The sequence below is a fragment of the Paraburkholderia sp. RL17-347-BIC-D genome, assembly GCF_046027915.1.
Classification (GTDB): Bacteria; Pseudomonadota; Gammaproteobacteria; order Burkholderiales; family Burkholderiaceae; genus Paraburkholderia.
The window spans coordinates 50,917-72,396 of record NZ_JARESS010000033.1; the positions used below are offsets into that span (position 1 = coordinate 50,917).

Below are 21,480 nucleotides of genomic sequence, written 5' to 3' on the forward strand. Positions count from 1 at the left end.
TCAGCTCCCCCGTTTGTTGAATTTCGGATCGAGCGTGTCACGCAATCCGTCGCCCAGAATGTTGACCGCCAGCACCGTCAGCGCCAGAAAAACACCTGGGAACAGCACGGTCTGAGGATATTGGTTGAACTGCATGCGCCCGTCGGCCATGACGTTGCCCCACGTCGGAATATCCGGCGGCAGGCCAACGCCGAGAAACGACAGGATCGCTTCCACGAGGATCGCCGACGCGCACACGTAGGTTCCCTGCACAATCAGCGGTGCGATGGCATTCGGCAGAATATGACGCCACAGAATCTTGAGGGTCGGCGTGGCCAACGAAATGGCGGCCTCGATGTAGGGCTCCTCGCGAATGGTGAGTACGATCGAGCGCACCAACCGCGCGACGCGTGGAATTTCGGGAATCGTGATCGCGACGATCACCGTGACCAGCGTCGGCCGCCAGAGCGCCATCAACGTAATCGCGAACAGGATGCTGGGAATCGCCATCAAGCTGTCCATGGCGCGCATGATCACATCGTCGAGGCGGCGAAAATATCCCGCCGCCACACCGACCACTGCACCGAAGGTGAGCGCCAGCAGTGCCACCGAGATACCGACCGACAGTGACACGCGCGCACCATATACCACCCGGCTCCAAGTGTCCCGGCCGAGACTGTCCGTGCCCATCACGAAGAAGTGCTGGAACGTCGCGCCTGACAGATCACTGAATTCGGCCCTCACGCCAGGCGCAAGGTTAGCGCTCGCGGGATCCATCGCGGTCGGATCGATCGTGCCAAGCCACGGTGCGGCGACAGCTACGAAGACCAGAAGCACCAGTGCGCCGCATCCCAGGCGCACCGACCAGTTCCGCAGCACGCGGCGCCACAACGGTGTGCGGGAGCGCATGGCCGGCGCCACCTCCAGGTTGGCAAGCATGGCGCCCGGCGCGGCAAGGGTCATCGGATCGTGATCGTCGCTCATGTCCAGTCGTCCTTTCACTCAATAGCGGATACGCGGGTCGAGCAGCAGATAGCTCATATCGACCAGCAGGTTGATAAGCACATAAACAAAGGAAAAGAACAGCGTGATGCCTTGTACCAGAGGGAAGTCGCGCGCCAGTACAGCATCGACCGTTAGTTGCCCGAGCCCGGGGATCGCGTAGACGGTTTCGGTGACCACCACTCCGCCGATCAGCAGGCCGATGCCGATGCCAATCACCGTAACGATCGGAACCGCGGCATTGGCTAGCGCATGGCGAATCAGCACGCGTGCTTCGGAGATACCCTTGGCGCGGGCGGTGCGAATGTAGTCTTCGGTCAGCGCCTCGGCTACCGCAGCGCGCGTGACGCGGGCAATGAGCGCAAGGTAGACAATGGACAGCGTAATGGCGGGCAGGATCAGGTGCGCGAGCCACGGACCAATACCCGCGCTCAGTGGTGCGTATCCCTGCACCGGCAACAGCTTCGCATGCAAGGCGACCGCCCATATGAGGATGTAGCCGACCACGAACGACGGCACCGAGAACCCCATCACGGAAACTCCCATCAGCATCCGGTCCAGCCAGCCTCCGTGCCGCGAGGCCGCGATCACGCCGAGCGGCACCGCGAGCAGGAGCGTCATCACCAGTGTCAGGGCGGACAACGACACGGTCGGTGCGATGCGTTGCGCAATCAATCGGGTTACCGGCTGTTTCATGTAGTACGAGTCGCCGAGGTTGCCCTGCAGCAATTGCCCAGTCCATTTAACGAACTGCACTGGCAGCGGCCGGTCGAGTCCGAGGCTCGCGTGGATCCGCGCGATGTCCGCGCTAGTGCCGTTGTCTCCGACGAGCGCCGCAGCCGGATCGCCCGGCGTCAGGCGCAGAATCATGAACACGATAAGGGCGACAATGACCAGCACTGGCGCCGTCGACAGTACGCGTCGGAAAAGAAAGAAAGCCATGTCGGTTACGCTCCAAGCCGGTTGACAGATGGACAGGTTTGCGTTGCCCTGCGAGACGGCGACCGGCCGGTGAACGGCCCAGCCGCCGACACCGGTTAGCTCTTGCGAATGTTCCAGAACACGTTGACCTGAGCCGGGACGACGCCGCTAACCACGCCCTTGCGGATCACCGAATAGAAATCGAAGTCGCCCAACGGCGCCAGGATCCCGCTCTGGTACGTTTCCAGTTGGATCGCCGCGGCGATCTTCTTGCGCTGCGCAGGATCGCTGGCGGCAAGGTAATCGCTCTTGAGCTGCTCGATCTTGTCGTCAGTGGCCCAGCCAAACCAGCCCTTCTCCCCATTGCCCGTCAGCGGCGTGAAGAACAAGGGATTCATCGTGTCGCCGGGCGCCCATCCGGTAATGAACAGGTTCCAGCCACCTTTCTCGGCCGGCGCCTTGCTGGTTCGGCGCGTCACAAGCGTCGACCAGTCCATTGCCTGAAGGTCGACATTGAACCCGGCCTGCTTCAACAGTTGCGCCATGACCGGCGGAAACTTGTTCAGTACTGCGTAGTCCGACGGATACATCAGCACGACCGGCTTGCCGTCGTAGCCTGCTTCCTTCAGCAGATTGCGGGCCGCCGCGAACTGAGGCTTGCCAGTGAAATAGGCCGTCTCGGTCGACGCCAACGGCGAATCGCACGGGTAAATCGAGGAACATGTCCGGTACAGATCCTTGTTCACCAGTTGCGCGCGCATCAACGCTTCCTGATTGATCGCCATGATTGCCGCCTGGGCAATCTTCGGGTTGTTGAACGGCGGCACGAGATGATTCAGGTGCAGGTCGAAGAGTCCGGCCGGCGTCGGCTTCAGCAATTCCAGCTTCGGATTGTTCTTGAACGCGGCGTACTGCTCGGCGGGCATCCATTCGATCATGTCCACTTCACCGTTCGCAATCGCATTGGCCTGCGTCTGTGCGTCCTTGAGCACGATCCATTCGACCCGGTCGACATAGACATGCTTGCCGCCTGCGGTCCCGGAAGCCGGCTCCGATCGCGGCACATAGTTTGGGTTCTTGATGTATACGATCTTCGCGCCCGGGCGATACTCGTCCTGTTTGAAGATGTAGGGGCCCGAACCGGTGTAATCAGAGATCTGCTGGTCCGCCGGCGTATCGGCGACCCGCTTCGGCATGATGAACGGGGCGCTGCCCGACGGCTTGCCTAGCGCGTCCAGGACCATCGGAAAGGGTTGCTTGAACGTCATGCGAAAGGACTTGGCGTCGACCGCATCGAACGACTGCAGGGCCGCAAACATTCTCTCACCGAACACGTCGCGCTTGCCCCAGCGCGTGATCGACGCGATAACGTCAGCTGAGGTGACCGGCTTGCCGTCGCTGAACGCGAGCCCCTTGCGCAGCGTGAACGTCCAGGTCTTGCTGTCCGGTGAGGTCGTATATGTGTCCACCATCTCCGGTTGTACTACACCCTTGGCATCCACCCCGAACAGGGTGTCGTAGATCATGTAGCCGTGATCGCGCGTGATGAATGCCGTGGTCCAGATCGGATCGAGGATCTTCAGATCGGCTTGCGGCACGATTCGTAACACCTTGGATGCATCCTGCGCACACACCATCGTCGCAGCGCTCGCGATCAGCGCTCCAGCCACGCATCGAGTAAACAATCGCTTCAACATGCTTCACTCCAATAGGAAGAAATGACACAAAATGAATTCGGGCCGCGCTTGCGCCGTATTGGCGGCCGCGTCCACTCGCCACTCTCTTCGACGTGTTCAGTAAGCTCGTCGATACAGTGGTAAGCCTTCGGACATCCAGGCTGAAGTTCAGATGCTCCAATCTCGGATATGCGCTTGCGACGGGCTGATCTGCGATTCCACTATGCCGATTAATTGCAACTTGCAACAATTGCAATTTACATGCGTATAGGCACGAAGCGTGCCATCATGCGTAAATCCAGTACGTGTGGGCGAGCGGACACTTACTCAATCGGCAAGAGCGCACCGCGATGCGCGGGACTTGTGCAAGTGCGCGCGAGGAAGGTGCATCAAGCAGTGCAAGTTCGGCATCGCACCGATTCCGGGCGCGATACGGCGCTCCTCGTCGGTACCGACTCTTTGCACGCTATTTGAGCTACGGTTCAAGCTGGTCTTTTTCCCAAACACTCGAAAGGAATACTTCGATGAACTATCCGAGCATCGCTGTCGGGGCATTGGGCGGCACGATATGCATGTCCGCCGACAACGCCGACGCTGGCGCGCTGCCACGTCTTTCGGCGCAACAATTGGTGGCTGCGGTCCCCGGTCTGGCTGACATCGCGCAGATTCACGCCGAGACGCTTTTGCAGTTACCCAGCCCTTCGCTGAACTTTGCGCATGTGCTGGACAGTCTAGTGTGGGCAGAGCGCATGGTGGCTGACGGCGCCGCCGGGATCGTCCTGACCCAAGGGACCGACACGCTCGAGGAAACCGCCTTCCTGCTCGATCTTCTATGGACGCATCCACAGCCACTGGTAGTCACAGGCGCGATGCGCACGCCGCTGGCTGCGGGCGCGGATGGGCCGGCCAACATTCTCGCCGCGGTGGCCTGCGCGGCGTGCAGCGCCAGCCGCGGGCGCGGTGTAGCCGTGGTCATGAACAACACGATCCATGAGGCGCGCTGGGTGCGCAAAGCGAACTCAATGTCCGTCGAAACCTTCGAGTCGCCGGTCGTGGGGTCGGCTGGCATGGTGCTCGAAGGTGTGCCCCAGTATTTCCGTCCACCGTCAAGGCGTTATTCCCAGCGCTTCTCAAAGCCCAACCTGTCGGTTCGAGTGGCACTCGTCGAGACATGTCTGGGCGAGACGGGTGAGATGCTCGATGCGGTCGCCCACGCGGGATATCACGGGATCGTCATCGCGGCCTACGGTGCAGGGCATGTTTCGGATGACGAAGCACAGCGCATCGAAGCGCTGGCGCCGCGGCTGCCGATCGTCATCGCCAGCCGCACGGGATCGGGATCGACGGCGGCGCGCACCTATGGATTTTCTGGTTCAGAAATCGACTTGGCCCGCCGTGGCGCTTTGTTTTCAGGGTGGCTCGGGCCGCGCAAGGCGCGTCTACTTCTCTGGCTGCTGGTCGCGACGGGCGCGCCGCTCAACGTATGCGCCGCTGCGTTCGAATTCTGGAAGCGCGTCGACGACGCCGACTAGACGCACGGCAAAATGTCCATTGCCAGCCGGCTCGACCGACGTGTTCCGGGTTGCGGTGCAAATCGCAGGTGAGCGGAAAACCACCGGCTTTTTCGCCATCTCAGCCCGCTCCCGGCCCCTTCCCGAGAAAGCCTTCGAGAAACTCGACGAACGCCGTCACCTTCGCCGTCAGATTGAGCCGCTCTGGATACACAGCGTAGATATCTGCTGGTGGCAACGACCAATCGGGCAGCAACTGCTTGAGACGGCCGGACTGCAGATAGGTGGTCGCATCCCACTCCGAACGCATCAGGATGCCCTGTCCGTCAAGCGCCCAAACGAGCGTTGCTTCGCCATCATTGCTGCTCAGCACACCGTGCACCTTGACCGTCTCGTGGCGCTTCCCCTTGCTGAAATGCCAGGTGCCGTAGGCCGTGTCGTTTTCCCTGAGTACGATGCATTGATGCCGCTGCAGATCGCGCGGCGTATCCGGTTCGCCTTTCGCGCGCACGTAGATAGGCGACGCACAGACCATCCGGCGGTTCGTCGCGACCTTGCGTGCGATCAACCTCGAATCAGGAATCTCGCCGAACCGCACGCCGACGTCAAACGCCGCTTCGGCGAGATTCAACGGGCGATCCGTCAACTCGAGTTGTACCTCGACGTCGGGATACTGGCGATGAAACGCTGCGATGGCCGGGGCGATGTGACGGCGGCCAAAGCCGAACGTCGCATTCACGCGCAGCAGCCCCTTTGGCGTCGCTCTGCTGCTCGAAATGGTCCGGTCGAGTTCCTGTAACGCAGACAGCAGCTTCGACCCCGTCGTCAGGTATTGCTCGCCCTCGTGCGTCATGCTGAGCCGCCGGGTAGTCCGGTTCAGTAGCCGCACACCGAGGCGCCGCTCCATCTGCGCAAGACGCGCGCTCACCGCGGGCGGCGTGACCCCAACGTCCCGCGCGAGCGCCGACAGGCTGCCATGTTTGACGAGTTTGACGAAAAACTCGAGGTCCGAAACCGCATCCATTGATAAATTTAATTTAAGAGTAGTTTAGATTCTACTGAATTCTATAACGGAATTGGCGAATTAGACTCCCGCTCATCGGTCGATCATGACCGCGCCCCACGCTTCAGATTCAACCGGCCAGAGGAGTCCATGCCGCACACCTTCTATCAAAAGCTCGTCGCGTCACATACGGTCGACCGCCTCGACGAACAGCATGTGCTGCTGTATGCGGACCTGCATATCATGAACGAGTACACGAGTCCGCAGGCGTTCGCCGGACTCGCTGAGAAAGACCTCCTCGTGCGCCGGCCACGGCAGCAGATGGGGATTGTCGACCACGTCATCCCGACGCGTGCGGTGCCGGTTGCCGCCCGCACGATCGACATCGTCGACGCATCAAAGCAAGCCGCGAATTTCACACGCAACTGCGTCACGCAAGGCATCCACCTGTTCGACGTGAACGATCCGGCGCAGGGGATCGAGCACGTCGTCGCACCGGAAATCGGACTGATCCGGCCTGGCATGGTCGTGCTGTGTGGCGATAGTCACACGACGACTTACGGCGCGCTCGGCGCACTCGGCTTCGGGATCGGCACCTCCGAAGTCGAACACGTTCTCGCGACGCAAACGCTCGTCTATCGCGTGGCGAACGACATGCGGATCACCGTCGACGGCGTACTGCCACCTGGCACCACGTCGAAGGACCTGGTACTGCACATCATTGCCCGTATCGGCGCACAAGGCGCCCGCGGCTTCGCGCTCGAATATGCGGGATCGACGATCGCTTCGCTTTCTGCCGAGGCGCGAATGACCCTGTGCAACATGACGGTCGAAGCCGGCGCGCGCGCTGCGTTGATTGCACCGGACGACACGACGATCGACTACGTGCGGGCCCGCGTGCGCGATCTGGATACGTCGACGCTCGAAAGCGCGACGGCCGCATGGCGCTCGCTGCGCTCGGACCCCGATGCTCTCTTCGATGTCGAACATCGTGTCGATGCATCGCAAATCGCGCCCTATGTTACGTGGGGCACGAGTCCAGACCAGGCGATTCCCGTCGACGGGCACATTCCCGAGGTCGACACGGCAACCGGCATCGACGCAGCAACCGCGCGCAAGGCACTCGACTACATCGCGCTGCCGTCCGGCGCAAGCATCGAGGGCACGCCAATCGATCGTGTGTTCATTGGCTCGTGCACGAACGCGCGCATTGAAGATCTGCGAGCGGCTGCGGCTATGGTGCGGGGACGCAAGGTCGCGGCATCGGTTCGCGCCATGGTCGTTCCTGGTTCCGGCATGGTCCGCGACCAGGCGGAGCGCGAAGGCGTTGCGCAGATCCTGATCGACGCGGGCTTCGAGTGGCGCCAGCCCGGCTGTTCGATGTGCCTCGCGATGAACGACGACGTCCTGGCGCCGGGCGAGCGCTGCGCTTCGACGACCAATCGCAACTTCGAAGGCCGCCAGGGCCGTGGTAGCAAGACACACCTGATGAGTCCCGCAATGGCCGCTGCCGCCGCGATCGCGGGTCATATCGTCGACATTCGCAAGGAGCTTGTACATGGCTGATCGCCGTCTCATTCAGGGCACCGCAGCACCGTTGCCGATCAACAATCTTGATACCGACCAGATCATGCCGAAGCAGTTTCTGTTCGGCATCGACAAGTCGGGGCTCGCGCGTGGACTGCTTTACGACCTGCGCTACGACGACCGCGGTCAGCAGCGCGAGACGTTCGTGCTGAATCGCCCGGAATATCGCGACGCACGTATTCTCATCGCCGGTTCGAATTTCGGCTGTGGCTCGAGCCGCGAACACGCCGTGTGGGGGCTGCAACAAGCCGGTATCGAAGCGGTCATCGCTCCGAGCTACGGCGAGATCTTCTACTTCAACGCCGGCAACAATCGCCTGCTGCTCGTGACGCTCGCGCCGGAAATAGTCGATGCACTCGTTGCCGAACTTGCTCATGCGGAGACTAAACAGTTGTCGATCGACGTCGAGAACGAAGTTGTCGTGACCGCTTCGGGCGAGCGCCACGCGTTCTCGATCCCGCCCAGGCAAAAACGCATGTTCCTGGACGGTCTCGACATGGTCCAGATGACACTGCGGCAGTCCGACCAGATCGATGCATTTGAAAAGCGGCATTGGGCAGCCAATCCGTGGGCACGCATCGATCTTCCCGCCCAGCAAGGCAGCATGTCGTAAATGGACGCACGCACGCTCTCCATGCGTGCGTGTCAGCATCGAGCCACGCAATTTTCAACCTGATAACGAGACCGGCGCGCGGACCGCGCCGGCGGGAGACGACCATGCCCCAGCCTTCCAGACGCGCCACCGTGCCGGACGCGCACGCGCTAGAAACGCGCACAGTCAAAAAGATTACATGGCGCATCGTGCCATTCATCATCGCGCTCTACTTCGTGAGCTTCCTGAACCGAGTCAACGTGGGCTTCGCCGGCCTGACGATGAATCACGACATCGGGCTCACGCCAGCGATGTTCGGCTTCGGTGCGGGAATCTTCTTCGTCGGCTACATCGTGTTCGGCATGCCGTCGAATCTCGCGCTGCAGCGCGTCGGCGCGCGGCGGTGGATCGCGTTGCTCATGGTCGTGTGGGGAGGCCTCTCCGCTGGGACCGCGAGCGTCAGCGGTCCATATAGCTTCTATGTGCTGCGCTTCTTGCTAGGGCTGGCGGAGGCTGGATTCTTCCCCGGCATCATCCTGTACCTGAGCTATTGGTTCCCGGCCCGGCACCGAGCGCTCGTGACGGCGATCTTCATGACCGCCGCGCCGTTATCGAACATGATCGGCTCGCCGATCTCCGGCGCCATCATGGGCATGGACGGCATCGCACAGATTCATGGCTGGCAATGGCTCTTCATTCTCGAAGCGGCGCCAACCATCGCGCTCGGCGTGATCGCGTTCTTCTTCCTGACCGACAAGCCTGAAGATGCTCGCTGGCTCGATACCGACGAGCGTGAGTGGCTCACGCTCGAGATGGACCGGGAGCGCGCCGCCAAGGCGACCGGTGCGGCATCCAGCGTATGGGCGGCCACGAAGGATCCGCGAGTGCTCGCCCTCGCCCTCGTTTATGCGGGCACGTCGACTGGCCTGTACGCGATTGGCATTTGGGCGCCAATGATCATTAGCCACTTCGGCTTCAGCTATTTCGAACTAGGCCTCGTCAACGCAATTCCCAATGTCGTCGCCGTCGTCGGCATGGTGCTCTGGGCAAAAAACTCCGACCGCACCGGCGAACGCAGATTGCACGTGTCGATCGCATGTCTGGCCGCAGGCGCAGGGATGCTGCTTGCCGGGTATGCACCCTCCGCACTGCTCCTGATCGTCGGACTGTCGGTCGCGAATTTTGGCATCAACGCTGCGAAGCCGCCGCTGTGGAGCATGCCCACGCAGTTCCTCTCCGGTTCGGCTGCAGCTGCGGGCATCGCATTGATCAATGCGATGGGCAGTCTGATAGGCGGCACGATCGGCCCGATGGTCATCGGCAAGCTACGCGAAATTAGCGGCGACTACTCGTTCGGACTCTACTTCGTTAGCGGCACGCTGATCGTTTCGGCGGTCATTTGCTGGATGTTCGGCCGTCGGCAAACTGAGTCGTCCGTTACACCCACAGTCTCCTGATTCTGTCGAGAGAAGCAGCTCCCGATTTTTCGCAAATAGGATCAGTGTGCAAATGCCATACAAAACCTGACCAGGGTGATAACGACGCAGACGCCGTTGCCTAACCGCTAACGCGTCGAACGCTCCTGACACGCGTGAACGTCATGGCCCTTGTGACAAATCATTGGATAGAAACGCTGCTACCCGGAAAGCACTCTCTGGCGTCGGTGGGAAGCCGTGTTTTTCGGCCGCCCACCGACGCCACGGCATTTATGCGCGGCGGTCGAAGCGACACTTCATACCGCATGTGCCCTGGCCAAAACGACGCCTGGATCGAACTGGCAAGACGCTGTATCCAGCGCAACCCGAGCCACACCATAAACCTTCTGATGTAACCGTTGGTACGGCGCCTCAATTCTGAAGGCAGTTTTCGCAACGGTTTCCGATCCTGAATGTCTTGCAGCGGCTTTCGCCGCCGAACGTTTGTGTTTCGCCCAGAGACGGTGCGTCACCAATTTTGCCGTGCCTGATGCACCTTCGTTGCGCGTATCTGCACACTTTCCGAACATGGCAGCGTGTTCACTTCCACGTGGAAATACTCGATTCGCTGTTGCATATGGTGTTTTCGCACCATGGCACGCTTCGTGCAAACCGAATCAATGTGGATATTTCAATTGTTGCTATTTGCATCTATATATCGCCGACAACCGGCGAAACCAACAACCGAGTGTCCCCAGGAACAGACGCTTCACAGGCATCAACCAACCGTGTACCGACGCTGCGCGTAGCGGGCACGCGAGCGAAGCGCGAAGTGATTCAAGTTCAGCACGAGGTCCGGCATGCCAGTACAACTAGCGTTGCGAAACATTCAAAAATCTTATTCCAGTGAGCAGGGCTCGGTCGTTGATCCAAAGATCGTGAACGCCGCGGTAAAACGCATGCTGGACGAAGGCGTGTATCCGAGGAATGTCGACATCACCCCGAAATCGCTGACGGTTGCGATGGATACGCAGATCGCGCTCGGCAACCTGAAGCAGCAGCCGAAATACAACACCTTCATCGCGCAGAACTTCATTCATCAGGCACTCGCTGCGAAATGAACCATTCTTCCCCCTCCCCCAGCATCCGCGAAATCCGTGACGCGATCCGCACGGGAACCCGCACCGTCGAGCAGACTGTGCAACAGGCGTTCAATGACGCGCAACGGCTGCAACCGGAGTTGCAAGCGTTCATCCATCTGCCGACGTCGCCGATCGTCAATCGTGCCGATCGCGACGCGCCGCTCGCGGGCGTCCCAGTCGGCATAAAGGACCTGATCGATACAGCCGATATGCCCACCGCGTATGGATCGCCGGCCTACGAAGGGCGCAGGCCCGACCAGGATGCATGGGTGGTCGCCCGTTTGCGCGAAGCCGGTGCCACGATACTCGGTAAAACGGTCACCACCGAGTTCGCCTGGCGTCAGCCCGGCGCAACGACCAACCCGTGGAATAGCGATCACACACCTGGCGGCTCGTCGAGCGGCTCCGCTGCCGCCGTTGCGGCAGGCATCGTGCCCCTCGCGCTCGGCACGCAGACGTTCGGCTCCGTCATCCGTCCCGCCGCGTATTGCGGCGTGGTCGGGGTAAAGCCGAGTTACGGCACGATTGCACGGACCGGCGTGTTGCCGTTGTCAGGGTCGCTCGATCACCTCGGCGTTTTCACCACCAATGTCGCTGACGCAGTTCATGCGCTAGCTATTCTGGCAGGCAGCGACGCGGACGATCCACACGCGTCGCATAACAGCCGCCAAGGGAAAGTCCCTGGCGATGCGGCAAAACGGCCGCCGCGCATCGGCGTGTTGCGCGAGCAGATCGGTGGACCGATCGACAAAGCGCAGCAGCATGTGCTGAATCAACTTGCCCTACGTTTGCGTGCCGATGGCGCGGAAATCGTCGCTGCCGACTTGCCTGCCGAACTGGCCGACGCTGCGCGGCATGCTTCGATCCTGCTCGCAGTTGAAGCCGCATTGACACACGGCGAACTGGTAGACCGTTCGCCGGCTCTTGTCAGCGCATCGATCACGGCTCTGGTCGAAGATGGCCGGGCTTTACCCGCGACCGAGTATGCGAAAGCCAAGGCATTGCAGACAAAGATGGCGCTTCGCTTCGACCGCTGGCTGACCGAAGCGGCGCGACTCGACGCGCTGCTGGTAGCGCCCGCGTCGGGCGAGGCGCCCCGTGGGCTCGACTATACGGGCGATGCGGCGTTCTGCACGCCCTGGACCTTCCTCGGCGTGCCGGCGGTGACGTTACCGGTTGGCTTCGGTCCGGACGGACTGCCGCTTGGCGTGCAACTGGTCGGCGCGGGTCAGCACGATGCCGCTTTGCTGTCGCTTGCCGAGTGGGTGGAAGGTAGAACTGGCTGGAACATCGCAGTTGCTTCTCGCTGAGGCCAGCTTCGTTGTGTGCAGCAAGTATGACGCGATCCAAACCCGCGGCGGCTGAGCGGATAGCGATGATCGATTGATTTTTGAGGAAACATGAGAGCAGATTTTTTGAACCCCGTGCGCGGCATCCGCGGGATGGCGGTCACACCCCATGCGCTGGCGTCGCAAAGCGCGCTCGCGATCCTGCGCGACGGAGGCAATGCCGTCGAGGCAATGATTGCCGCCGCGGCGACCATCGCAGCGGTGTATCCGCATATGAACAGTATCGGCGGCGACGGCTTCTGGTTGATTTCGCGGCCGGGCGAAGAGCCCGTCGGCATCGAGGCATGTGGCGCGGCCGCATCGGCGGCGACGATCGATGCCTACCGCGCACGCGGCCTGCAATCCATACCGTTTCGCGGCCCGCTGGCGGCGAACACGGTGGCCGGAACAGTGTCGGGCTGGTCGCTGGCGCATCGCTGGTCCACTGACACACTCGGCGGCAAGCTGCCGGTCGCGCGCTTGCTGGAAGACGCAATCGCCTACGCAGGGGGTGGCATCCCGGTCACGCGCAGCCAGTCCGAATGCGTCGCGCTCAAGCGGCACGAACTCAAGTCAGTCGCGGGGTTCGCCGAGACGTTTCTGACGAGCGACAACCCGCTGGGCGTGCCGGCCATCGGCGAGCGCTTCGTGCAGCCGCGCCTCGCCGCGACGCTCGAGCGTCTCGCCCACGCGGGTCTCGACGATTTCTACCGGGGCGATCTCGCGCGCAGCATCGCGGCCGACCTGCGCGCCCTCGAAAGTCCTCTGTCGCTAGCGGATCTTGAACGGCATCGCGCAAGGCTGCGCACGCCACTGGCGCTCACGCATTCGCTCGGCACGATCTACAACATGCCGCCGCCCACACAGGGGCTTGTATCGTTGCAGATTCTCGGTGTGCTTGACCGTGTCTTGCGCGACGATATGGATCCGCTCGGGCCCGAGTACGTCCACGCGTGCGTGGAGGCAACCAAGCTCGCGTTCGCCATACGCGACAAGCACATCACCGACCCGGATTACATGGACATCGATCCACAGGCGCTGCTTGCGCCGAGTGTACTCGACGCGATGGCCGAGCGGATTTCGATGTCCACGGCAGCACCGTGGGGTCGCGGTCTCGGACCGGCCGACACAGTGTGGCTCGGCGTGATCGATGCCGATGGCGTGGCGGTCAGCTTCATCCAGAGCATCTATCACGAGTTCGGCAGCGGCCTCGTGCTCGCAGATTCGGGCATCAACTGGCAAAACCGCGGTTGCAGCTTCTCGCTCGATCCCTCTGCGCGCAACCCGCTTACGCCTAAGCGACGTCCATTTCACACGCTGAACCCGGCGCTCGCGCGCTTCGCCGATGGACGCACGATGGTGTACGGAAACATGGGCGGCGACGGCCAGCCGCAATCGCAAAGCGCCGTCTTTTCGCGGATCGCGCACTTCGGCTGGAATCCGCAAGCCGCTATCGACGCGCCTCGCTGGCTGCTGGGCCGGACCTGGGGGCAAACCAATGAATCGCTCAAGCTGGAGGCGCGGTTTCCGGTCGACACATTCAATGCGCTGCGTCGTCTCGGCCATGACGTCGAGCAGATGCGGCCGTACGACGAAGCAATGGGCCACGCGGGCGCGATTGTCCGGCACGGCAACGGATGTCTGGAAGCAGGCTTCGACCCGCGCAGCGACGGCGCCGCGGCTGGCTGGTAAGCGCGCCTGCTAGACAGCGGGCGGCCACGCCGCCCGCATCTTTTTGAACCGACGGCCCGCGAGCGTTTGCGCTGACGTCAAGGACGGCGCACGTCTGTCCATCTGTCGATACATCAATCCCAAACGGAGAAACACGTTGAACACCCCCACGCAAGCACTGAAAGGCGCCGCCCCGCCCGCCGCGCAAACAGCCTCGCATACTCGCTGGATCCAGCTCGGACTCGGCCTTGTTTGCATGATGACGATTTCGAGTCCGCAATATGTATGGACCCTGATGACGAAGCCGCTCATGGCCAAGCTCGGCATCGCACTGCCGGAACTGCAAGTGACATTCTCACTGCTGGTGCTGCTGCAGGCATTCTTTTCACCATTCCAAGGTGCGCTGATTGATCGTTTCGGGCCGCGCATGCTGATCTCGATCGGTACATTGCTGGCAGGCGTGAGCTGGGTGTTGGCTTCGTTTGCGCACAGTACATCGATGCTGTACCTCACGTATGGCTGCATTGGCGGTCTCGGAACCGGCATCGTCTATGTCGGCGTGGTGGGATTCGTGGTTCGCTGGTTCCCCGATCGACGCGGCTTCGCCGCCGGTGTCGCGGCCGCGGGCTACGGCATGGGCGCCATTGTCACCACCTTTCCGATCTCTGCATCGCTGGCAACGCACGGCGTCGAATCCACGCTTTGGCTATACGGCATCATCTTCGCGGCGGTCGGCCTCCTCGCCTCGCAGGGCCTGCGAGTACCGCCTGCGGCCGACAGTATCGGCTCGGCAGTATCCCAGTCAGGAGGCTCGACGCTCGACTACCGCCCATCCGAGATGCTTAAGACGCCGCTGTTCTGGCTGATGTTCGTGATGATGACGATGATGTCTACTTCGGGCCTCATGGTTACGTCGCAGATGGCAAGCTTCGCCGCCGACTTCGGCGTCAGCAAGGTGCTGGTCTTCGGGCTCGCCGCGTTGCCGCTGGCACTGACGATCGACCGCTTCACGAACGGTCTGACCCGTCCGCTGTTCGGTTGGATATCGGATCGCCTGGGACGGGAAAACACGATGTGTTTCGCGTTCGCGCTGGAAGGTGTGGCGATGGCGCTCTGGCTGCTGACGCGCGAAAACGCGGTCCTGTTCGTACTGCTGTCCGGCGTGGTGTTCTTCGGCTGGGGCGAAATTTTCTCGCTGTTCCCTTCGACCCTGACCGACACGTTTGGTACCCGTTATGCGACCACGAACTACGGCTGGCTTTACATCTCGTTCGGGATTGGCTCGATCTTCGGCGGCCCGCTGGCCGCGTTGCTGCATGAGCACACCGGCAGCTGGGTGCCAGTGTTCGGATGCGCGATCGTGCTCGATCTGAGTACTGCCGTCCTTGCAATGTTCGTGTTGAAGCCGGCTCGCGCGCGTTTTGTGCGAGTGCTTGGATAGCCTGTCTTTTCGCGCCTAATGGCGGCCCTGCGCAGCAGGGTCGGCACGCTCCGACCCTGCTGGCGGGGCAGTCTCGTCTCGAGCGCATGTCTGGCGATGCCATTGGTATAGATCGGCGGCATCATTATGTCTTCAGGCGACGAGTATAAAAACGAGCCACAACCACCAGTGCGTCAGCAACGTTTCATAGAGCGCATAGCAAACGTATTGAGACTGCTTTCAATCGACCTTCAGCGATAAGTCAAATGAGAAATCCGTATTTCCGTTTGACCGTCGACGGAACGTCCCCGTCCATCAACTCACTTTTGTGACATCGCTTGGTTTGACTTCAAGGCTCGCTGGCGCCCACTAAGCATCAAATAAGTCTTCACATGACGACTTATTTGATAGAGTATATCGTCCGTGGGCGCGAGCCGCTCACTCGCCCCAACGCGCTTATCGAGACGTCCTGATCTTCATGGCCGCGTCACGCTAGTTTTCCAGAATGGCCCGAGATCCTCTCGAGTTACAGGAGCAAGTCTGATCGCGGGCGGCGCCCCTTCTACAAAACAGCATGTCACAACACCTGAAAACAGTACGACCGCTCGTGATTGCATCGGTCATGGCGTCAATGGCTATGGTCGCTATCGAAGCGACCATTGTGTCTACAGCGATGCCGCAGATCGTGACTCAATTGGGCGGTCTGCATCTTTATAGCTGGGTCTTCTCCTCGTTTCTGCTCACGCAGACCGCAATGACCGTCGTATTCGGCAAGCTCGCTGACCTGTACGGTCGTAAGCCCACCATGCTCGTTGGCATCGCCATCTTTCTGGTGGGGTCAGTGCTCGCGGGCTTTGCCCGGTCCATGCCTGCAATGATCGCGTTTCGACTGATTCAAGGTGTTGGCGCTGGTGCGATCCAGCCTGTTGCGCTCACCATTGTGGGCGACCTCTATCCAGCACGCGAGCGGGGGAAAATCCAGGGTTATCTCGCCAGTGTCTGGGCCATCGCTGCGGTCATCGGGCCCATGGCGGGTGGCATGCTCATTCGCGACCTTTCATGGGCATGGATCTTCTGGATCAATATCCCAATTGGCCTCGCCTCCGCCGCCGGTTTCATCGTCTTTCTACACGAACAGGAGAGGCGCGAACGCCCCTCGATCGATATCCTCGGCGCAGCGCTTTTCGCTGCATGCATCGGCGCTCTCATGGTGGCGCTGACGAGCGCCGGGACATCCATCAGTACTCTAACCATCCTCGAGTTTGCTCTGTTCGTGATATTCGGCGCACTCTTCATTCTTCAGGAGCAACGGGCCGCCGACCCCATGATTTCGTTTTCCTTATGGGGCCATCGGCCAATCGCGGCATGTAATGCCGCCACTGTCCTTTCGGGAATGGCGCTAATGGGGCTGACCAGCTTCCTTCCCATGTATGTACAGGGCGTCTTGGGCAGATCCCCGGTGGTGGCAGGCCTCGCCTTGACAATGATAATGGTCGGTTGGCCAACGGGCGCTACCATTGCAGCACGTTCCTTCCATAGGATCGGACTGCGGCGCACCCTCATCGCCGGCAGCGTGTTCTTGCCGATTGGCGCCGTGGTCTTCGCAGCACTGACCCCAGAGAGCACACCGCTGTTTGCAGGAATCGGGTCGTTGATCATGGGCTTTGGGATGGGAATAGTTAGCGTGAGCTCACTTATTCTGATCCAGGAAATCGTCAGGCCTTCGGAACGCGGTAGCGCGACGGCATCCAACCTCTTCTCCCGCAACCTCGGCAGTACGCTTGGTGCAACCGTGTTTGGTGCGGTTCTGAACTATGGGCTGACTCATTCCACCGGCACCGCAGAGTTTACCTCCGATCAGTTGCGACAGCTTCTTGGCTCGGCACCGGGCGACGCTATCGTCAACGCTGCGGTGAGAGTTGCGCTCCACCAGTCCCTCCATCTCACGTTCTCGTCCGTCCTGGTGATATCGATCGGCGCGGTCGTCTCCTTGTTGCTTGTACCCACCATCAAGCTCGTGCAAAGGAGCGAACCTACAACCAATTGATACGCCGGCCTTTTCCTCACCGAGTCACCTTTGACCCAGCGCATGATCGGCGATTTCTATCGATTGCCCGGGTCACTTTCGATTATCTCCACTCAGAGCCGCGCACCTATACTCAATTTTTAACCAGCACGGAACAGGCGCCTGCGGCGTGGCAGATGACCAGTTCATCCATCGCCGATGCGCACAGCGCCGCGCATGTACGTGACATTCAAATAGCGAGTCAGGAGAAGCAGGCATGAGCAGAGCACCCGCAGCGGTCGTGGCGTACGCCCAGCCGAAGACATCGGTTCGCTGGAAGATTTTTCTCATCATGTTGCTGCTGGTCACGGTCAACTACATCGATCGTGCATCCCTGTCCGTCGCAATGCCGATGATCGCAAGCGAGTTCACGCTTACGCCGGTCATGCAAGGCCTCATCATGAGTTCGTTTTTCTGGTCGTACACGCTGATGCAGATTCCGGGCGGCATGGCAGTCGACCGCTTCAAGCCGCGGCTGGTCCTCGCGCTGTGCACTTTGCTCTGGGGTGCCTTCCAGGGTCTTGGCGCGTTGACAACCAATGCAATGTCCTTGCTCGCGACGAGGCTCGGACTCGGTGTGGCGGAAGCGCCCGTGGCCTCGGCGGGAGGTGCGCTCAATGCGATGTGGCTCACGCAGCATGAGCGGGTTCGTGGCGCATCGTTGATGGACGGCGGTTCACCGCTCGGCGCGGCGCTCGGATCAGTACTGATCACCTGGCTGATCGTCGTGGCGCACTCATGGCGCACAGCGTTCGCGATCGCCGGCGTCGGCACGGTCCTATGCGGCGTAGGCGCCTGGTACTACATCAAGAATCAACCGCGCGATCACGCCGGAGTCAACGAAGCCGAAGCGGAACATATCGAACAGGCCCGCCGAAAGGAAGATGAAAAGGAAGCGAAAAACCTGTCAGGCAACTCGCTCGATTTCTTCAGGTATCGCTCAGTGTTGCTGATGTTCGTCGGCTTCATGTGTTGCACGACGCTTTACTACGGCCTGTTGACGTGGATGCCCACCTATCTGCAGAAAGTGCAGGGCTTCAACATTCAGCAGATGGGCGGCGCCAGCTTCGTGATCTTCTTCTGCGGCTTCATCGGCGAACTCTTCGGTGCCTACGTCGCCGACAAGTGGCTCGCGAGCGGTGCCGCGCCGAACCGCGTCATGCGCACGATCTTCGGTATCGCCGGCGTGGTTGCCACGATTGCGGTGTTTTCAGTCGCACATGCGACGAGCCCCACGATGGTCGTGATCCTGCTGTCCATCACGCTCTTCTTTCTGCGCTGGGGTGGTCTGTACTGGTCGATCCCCGCCATGCTCGCCTCGCGCAACAAGGTGGGCGTGCTCGGCGGTCTGCTCAACTTCGGTGGGAATATCGGCGGCATGGTGATCCCGATCGCGATCGGCGCGATCGTTCAATTCACCGGCTCCTATTTCCTCGCGCTGATGTGTTTCGCCGCAATGGGCGTCGGCCTCATGCTCTGTTCGATCGGAATCGATTATGAAACGAAGATTCCGGTCTAAGCCATCGCCGCGCCTCGCATGAACAACGTTGCTACTGAGATTGGAAAATGGGAATAGCAAAAGTCGAAGACATCATTGGCCAAACCGTCCGGCGCGATATTGGCCGCATGAAACGGTTCGTTGAAGGTCAGCTGGAAGCGGCCGCGCGCTCGATCATGAGCACGCCCAACGCCCACGTCGGTATCGTGACTGGCTTCTTCATACGCAATGCCGTCCCGCCCTCTCCGGAGACGGACGGACTGGGCGGCATGGCCCACCTGGCCGCCGCACTTTCGAACCTCGGCATACCGGTGACGGTGATCTCGGACGCGCCATGCTGCAAGGCGGTCTGGGCTGTTACAACGGAATTGCCGAAAGACGTGGCGTTCGAGATTACCTCAGTGAGCGCCACATCGGTCAAGTCGCTAAGAGCCCGGCTCAGCGAGGCTGAACGTCCGATCACGCATATGATCGCGATCGAGCGGGTGTCGCCCGCGAGCGACGGCAAGCCGCACCGCGAGTACGGCGCCGACATGTCCGACGATACCGCTCCGCTGCATCTCCTGTTCGAGGATCCCGAGTGGCCGCGTCCGTGGGTCACGATCGGCATCGGCGACGGCGGCAATGAAATCGGCATGGGCGTGCTGCCCGAAGAAATCGTCCACGACGACATTCCCAACGGCCCATTGATCAGCGCAGCCATTCCCGCCGACTACCTGATCGTTTCCAGCGTCTCGAACTGGGGCGGCTGGGGCCTGGTATCCGCGATGGCGATGGTCGCGCCGCGAGATGCGGCCGCGCGGTTGCTCACCGATTTCACGCCGGAGCGCGACCGGGCGTATCTAGCCGCGGCCGTCGACATCGGGCAGGCGGTTGACGATAGCCGCATCGATCGCCCCGCTACGCCGAAGATGAGCGTCGACCGGCTGTCGTGGGAACAGCATGCACAAGTGCTGAGTCAGCTCAGAGCTCACGTTGACGGATATCTCGCAGCGCCGTCGCACTCGTGAGCGCGACGCCCTTTTCTTCTCTTAACGCACCAACCATGTTCGACCTTTCGAGTACCGCTCTCAAACGTGCGCCGTCATGGGCCGCCAGCTTGCCAGAAGAATTGCAGACACCGTGTTTCATCGTATCCGAGCGCGGCATCGTCGATAACCTGCATGCGACCGCCCGCGCGTGTGGAGGGGTGGAACGCCTCATGCCGCATGTGAAGACGCATCGCGCAGGGTGGATCGTCAAGAGACTGATTCGCGAGGGCGTAACCGCATTCAAGACCGCGACCGTGGCGGAAGTGGCGATGGTGCTCGAGGCCGGCGCGAAACACGTCGTCTGGGCGTATCCGACTGTGAACCCTGCTCATATCCGTACCGTGCTCGCGCTGGCGCATGCTCATCCGGACGCACGGGTCGAGGCGCTCGTCGACTCGGCGGCAGGCGTAGCCGCGTGGCGACTCGCGACAAATGGGGTGCAGTTGCCCAATCTCTCGCTGCTTATCGATCTGGATGCCGGCATGGGCAGAACCGGAGCGCCGATAGCAACGGCGACGCTGCAACTGGCCCGTGAGTTGGCCACGCTCGGCTGCTTTGGAGGATGGCATGTCTACGACGGCCACATCCATGATCTCGACAATGCCACACGCCGCAAGCGGGTGGCCGCCATCGTAGAAGAAGTCACGGCGCTGGCGCGCGCCGCCGAGGCAGAAGGATTGTCGAGAAGGCTCATCGCCGGGGGCAGCTATACGTTCGATCTGTGGCCGCTCACACTCGCCGATTTCGTGTCCCCCGGCAGTTGGGCCTATTCGAGCGCTCAACACGACCTGGAGTTGCCTGCGCTCGGCTGGACGCCGAGCGCCTATGTGCTGGCCACGGTGATTTCACGCAATAGCACGACCGCCACACTCGATGCGGGCTCGAAGGCGATCTCGCCGGACAAGCCGCTGGCCGAGCGCTTTCGCTGGGACGGCAAGATCGTCATGATGAGCGAAGAGCACGTCGTGGTCGAAAACACCGATCTGGCAGTCGGCGACCGGGTGATGCTATTGCCGCGCCACGCTTGCACGACTGCTTATCTCTACCCCAGCGCAATTGTGCTCACCGCGGAAGGGTCGTGGGAAGTGCGTGAGCAACTCGGGAACCGTCGATAGGCCATAAGGCTCGTGGCGGGCAGAAGTCGATTGAAGCGACGCCACGCAGCCACGCACGTCATACGGCAAGTTGGAAAAACACCAGATCAAGGCGAAGGGAAAAAACATGAACGATAGCGGCACGTCCCGCGCACTGCGTAGCGTCAATCCAACGGACCTCAAACCAGGCGGGCACTATTCTTCCGCGATGATCGCGGGCGACTTCGTCTTCCTGTCCGGCCAGACGCCGCGCGACGCCGACCGGAAGCTGATCGGCGACTCGATCGAAGAGCAGACCCGTGCAACGCTCGCGAATGTCGAGCGGGTGCTGGCGGCCGCCGGCGCGAGACTGCAGGATGTCGTCAAGGTCACGGTCTATCTGACCGACTTGACGCTCTTTAGCCGCTTCAATGCGCTTTACGCGAACTGGTTTGCCCAGCACAAGCCGGCGAGAACGACCGTGGAAGCCGGTCTGCAAGGTGTACTCGTAGAGATCGACGTGGTTGCCTACATCGGCAAGCATTGAACCAGGCGGCGCGGCGTGC

17 protein-coding genes are annotated in these 21,480 nt (G+C 61.2%); 13 read left to right on the forward strand and 4 right to left on the reverse strand.

What is annotated here, in order from left to right; genetic code table 11:
• The 3 genes from P0D96_RS32855 to P0D96_RS32865 all read right to left on the reverse strand — a co-directional run bounded on the left by P0D96_RS32855 (window position 1) and on the right by P0D96_RS32865 (window position 3,599).
• Complete coding sequence (locus P0D96_RS32855; RefSeq protein ID WP_408317783.1) at window positions 1-918, reverse strand: ABC transporter permease; 918 nt, start codon at window positions 916-918, stop codon at window positions 1-3.
• 63 nt (window positions 919-981) lie between these two features.
• Window positions 982-1,923, reverse strand: coding sequence for an ABC transporter permease (locus P0D96_RS32860; RefSeq protein ID WP_408317717.1), 942 nt, complete (start codon window positions 1,921-1,923; stop codon window positions 982-984).
• 95 nt (window positions 1,924-2,018) lie between these two features.
• Entirely contained in the window at window positions 2,019-3,599 is a 1,581-nt protein-coding gene (locus tag P0D96_RS32865; protein ID WP_408317719.1) for an ABC transporter substrate-binding protein, read from the reverse strand.
• A 503-nt stretch (window positions 3,600-4,102) separates the two neighbouring features.
• Here P0D96_RS32865 and P0D96_RS32870 point away from each other — a divergent pair.
• Entirely contained in the window at window positions 4,103-5,110 is a 1,008-nt protein-coding gene (locus P0D96_RS32870; RefSeq protein ID WP_408317721.1) for an asparaginase, read from the forward strand.
• Window positions 5,111-5,210: 100 nt separating this feature from the next.
• Here P0D96_RS32870 and P0D96_RS32875 read toward each other — a convergent pair whose 3' ends face one another.
• Complete coding sequence (locus tag P0D96_RS32875; protein ID WP_408317723.1) at window positions 5,211-6,113, reverse strand: LysR family transcriptional regulator; 903 nt, start codon at window positions 6,111-6,113, stop codon at window positions 5,211-5,213.
• Window positions 6,114-6,242: 129 nt separating this feature from the next.
• Between P0D96_RS32875 and leuC the strand changes: the two genes are divergently transcribed.
• The 12 genes from leuC (at window position 6,243) to P0D96_RS32935 (ending at window position 21,461) form a co-directional block, all read left to right on the forward strand.
• The gene (gene leuC / locus P0D96_RS32880; RefSeq protein ID WP_408317725.1) at window positions 6,243-7,658 is read left to right on the forward strand and encodes a 3-isopropylmalate dehydratase large subunit; all 1,416 of its coding nucleotides are present in this window, start codon (window positions 6,243-6,245) and stop codon (window positions 7,656-7,658) included.
• Window positions 7,651-8,292 carry a 3-isopropylmalate dehydratase small subunit gene (gene leuD, locus P0D96_RS32885; protein WP_408288376.1) on the forward strand — a complete coding sequence of 214 codons (642 nt, stop codon included), beginning with the start codon at window positions 7,651-7,653 and terminating at the stop codon, window positions 8,290-8,292. The genes leuC and leuD overlap by 8 nt, the downstream gene beginning before the upstream one ends.
• Window positions 8,293-8,396: 104 nt before the next feature.
• On the forward strand, window positions 8,397-9,728 hold the full coding sequence (locus P0D96_RS32890; protein ID WP_408317727.1) for an MFS transporter: 1,332 nt from the start codon (window positions 8,397-8,399) through the stop codon (window positions 9,726-9,728).
• Window positions 9,729-10,546: 818 nt separating this feature from the next.
• On the forward strand, window positions 10,547-10,807 hold the full coding sequence (locus P0D96_RS32895) for a hypothetical protein (RefSeq protein WP_408317729.1): 261 nt from the start codon (window positions 10,547-10,549) through the stop codon (window positions 10,805-10,807).
• Window positions 10,804-12,138: an amidase gene (locus P0D96_RS32900; protein WP_408317731.1), complete on the forward strand. Its 1,335-nt coding sequence runs from the start codon at window positions 10,804-10,806 to the stop codon at window positions 12,136-12,138. The genes P0D96_RS32895 and P0D96_RS32900 overlap by 4 nt, the downstream gene beginning before the upstream one ends.
• Before the next feature lie 90 nt (window positions 12,139-12,228).
• Complete coding sequence (locus P0D96_RS32905; RefSeq protein WP_408317733.1) at window positions 12,229-13,848, forward strand: gamma-glutamyltransferase family protein; 1,620 nt, start codon at window positions 12,229-12,231, stop codon at window positions 13,846-13,848.
• Window positions 13,849-13,984: 136 nt separating this feature from the next.
• Window positions 13,985-15,268, forward strand: coding sequence for an oxalate/formate MFS antiporter (gene oxlT, locus P0D96_RS32910; RefSeq protein ID WP_408317735.1), 1,284 nt, complete (start codon window positions 13,985-13,987; stop codon window positions 15,266-15,268).
• Between the two features lie 553 nt (window positions 15,269-15,821).
• A complete protein-coding gene (locus P0D96_RS32915) occupies window positions 15,822-17,294 on the forward strand; it encodes an MDR family MFS transporter (protein ID WP_408317737.1) in 1,473 nt (490 codons plus the stop codon).
• A 235-nt stretch (window positions 17,295-17,529) separates the two neighbouring features.
• Window positions 17,530-18,831, forward strand: a complete 1,302-nt coding sequence (locus tag P0D96_RS32920) for an MFS transporter (RefSeq protein WP_408317739.1) — start codon at window positions 17,530-17,532, stop codon at window positions 18,829-18,831.
• Window positions 18,832-18,878: 47 nt separating this feature from the next.
• On the forward strand, window positions 18,879-19,820 hold the full coding sequence (locus P0D96_RS32925) for a glutamate cyclase domain-containing protein (protein WP_408317741.1): 942 nt from the start codon (window positions 18,879-18,881) through the stop codon (window positions 19,818-19,820).
• 35 nt (window positions 19,821-19,855) lie between these two features.
• Window positions 19,856-20,956 carry an alanine racemase gene (locus P0D96_RS32930; RefSeq protein ID WP_408317743.1) on the forward strand — a complete coding sequence of 367 codons (1,101 nt, stop codon included), beginning with the start codon at window positions 19,856-19,858 and terminating at the stop codon, window positions 20,954-20,956.
• 106 nt (window positions 20,957-21,062) lie between these two features.
• A complete protein-coding gene (locus P0D96_RS32935) occupies window positions 21,063-21,461 on the forward strand; it encodes a RidA family protein (RefSeq protein ID WP_408317745.1) in 399 nt (132 codons plus the stop codon).
• Window positions 21,462-21,480 lie beyond the last annotated feature (19 nt).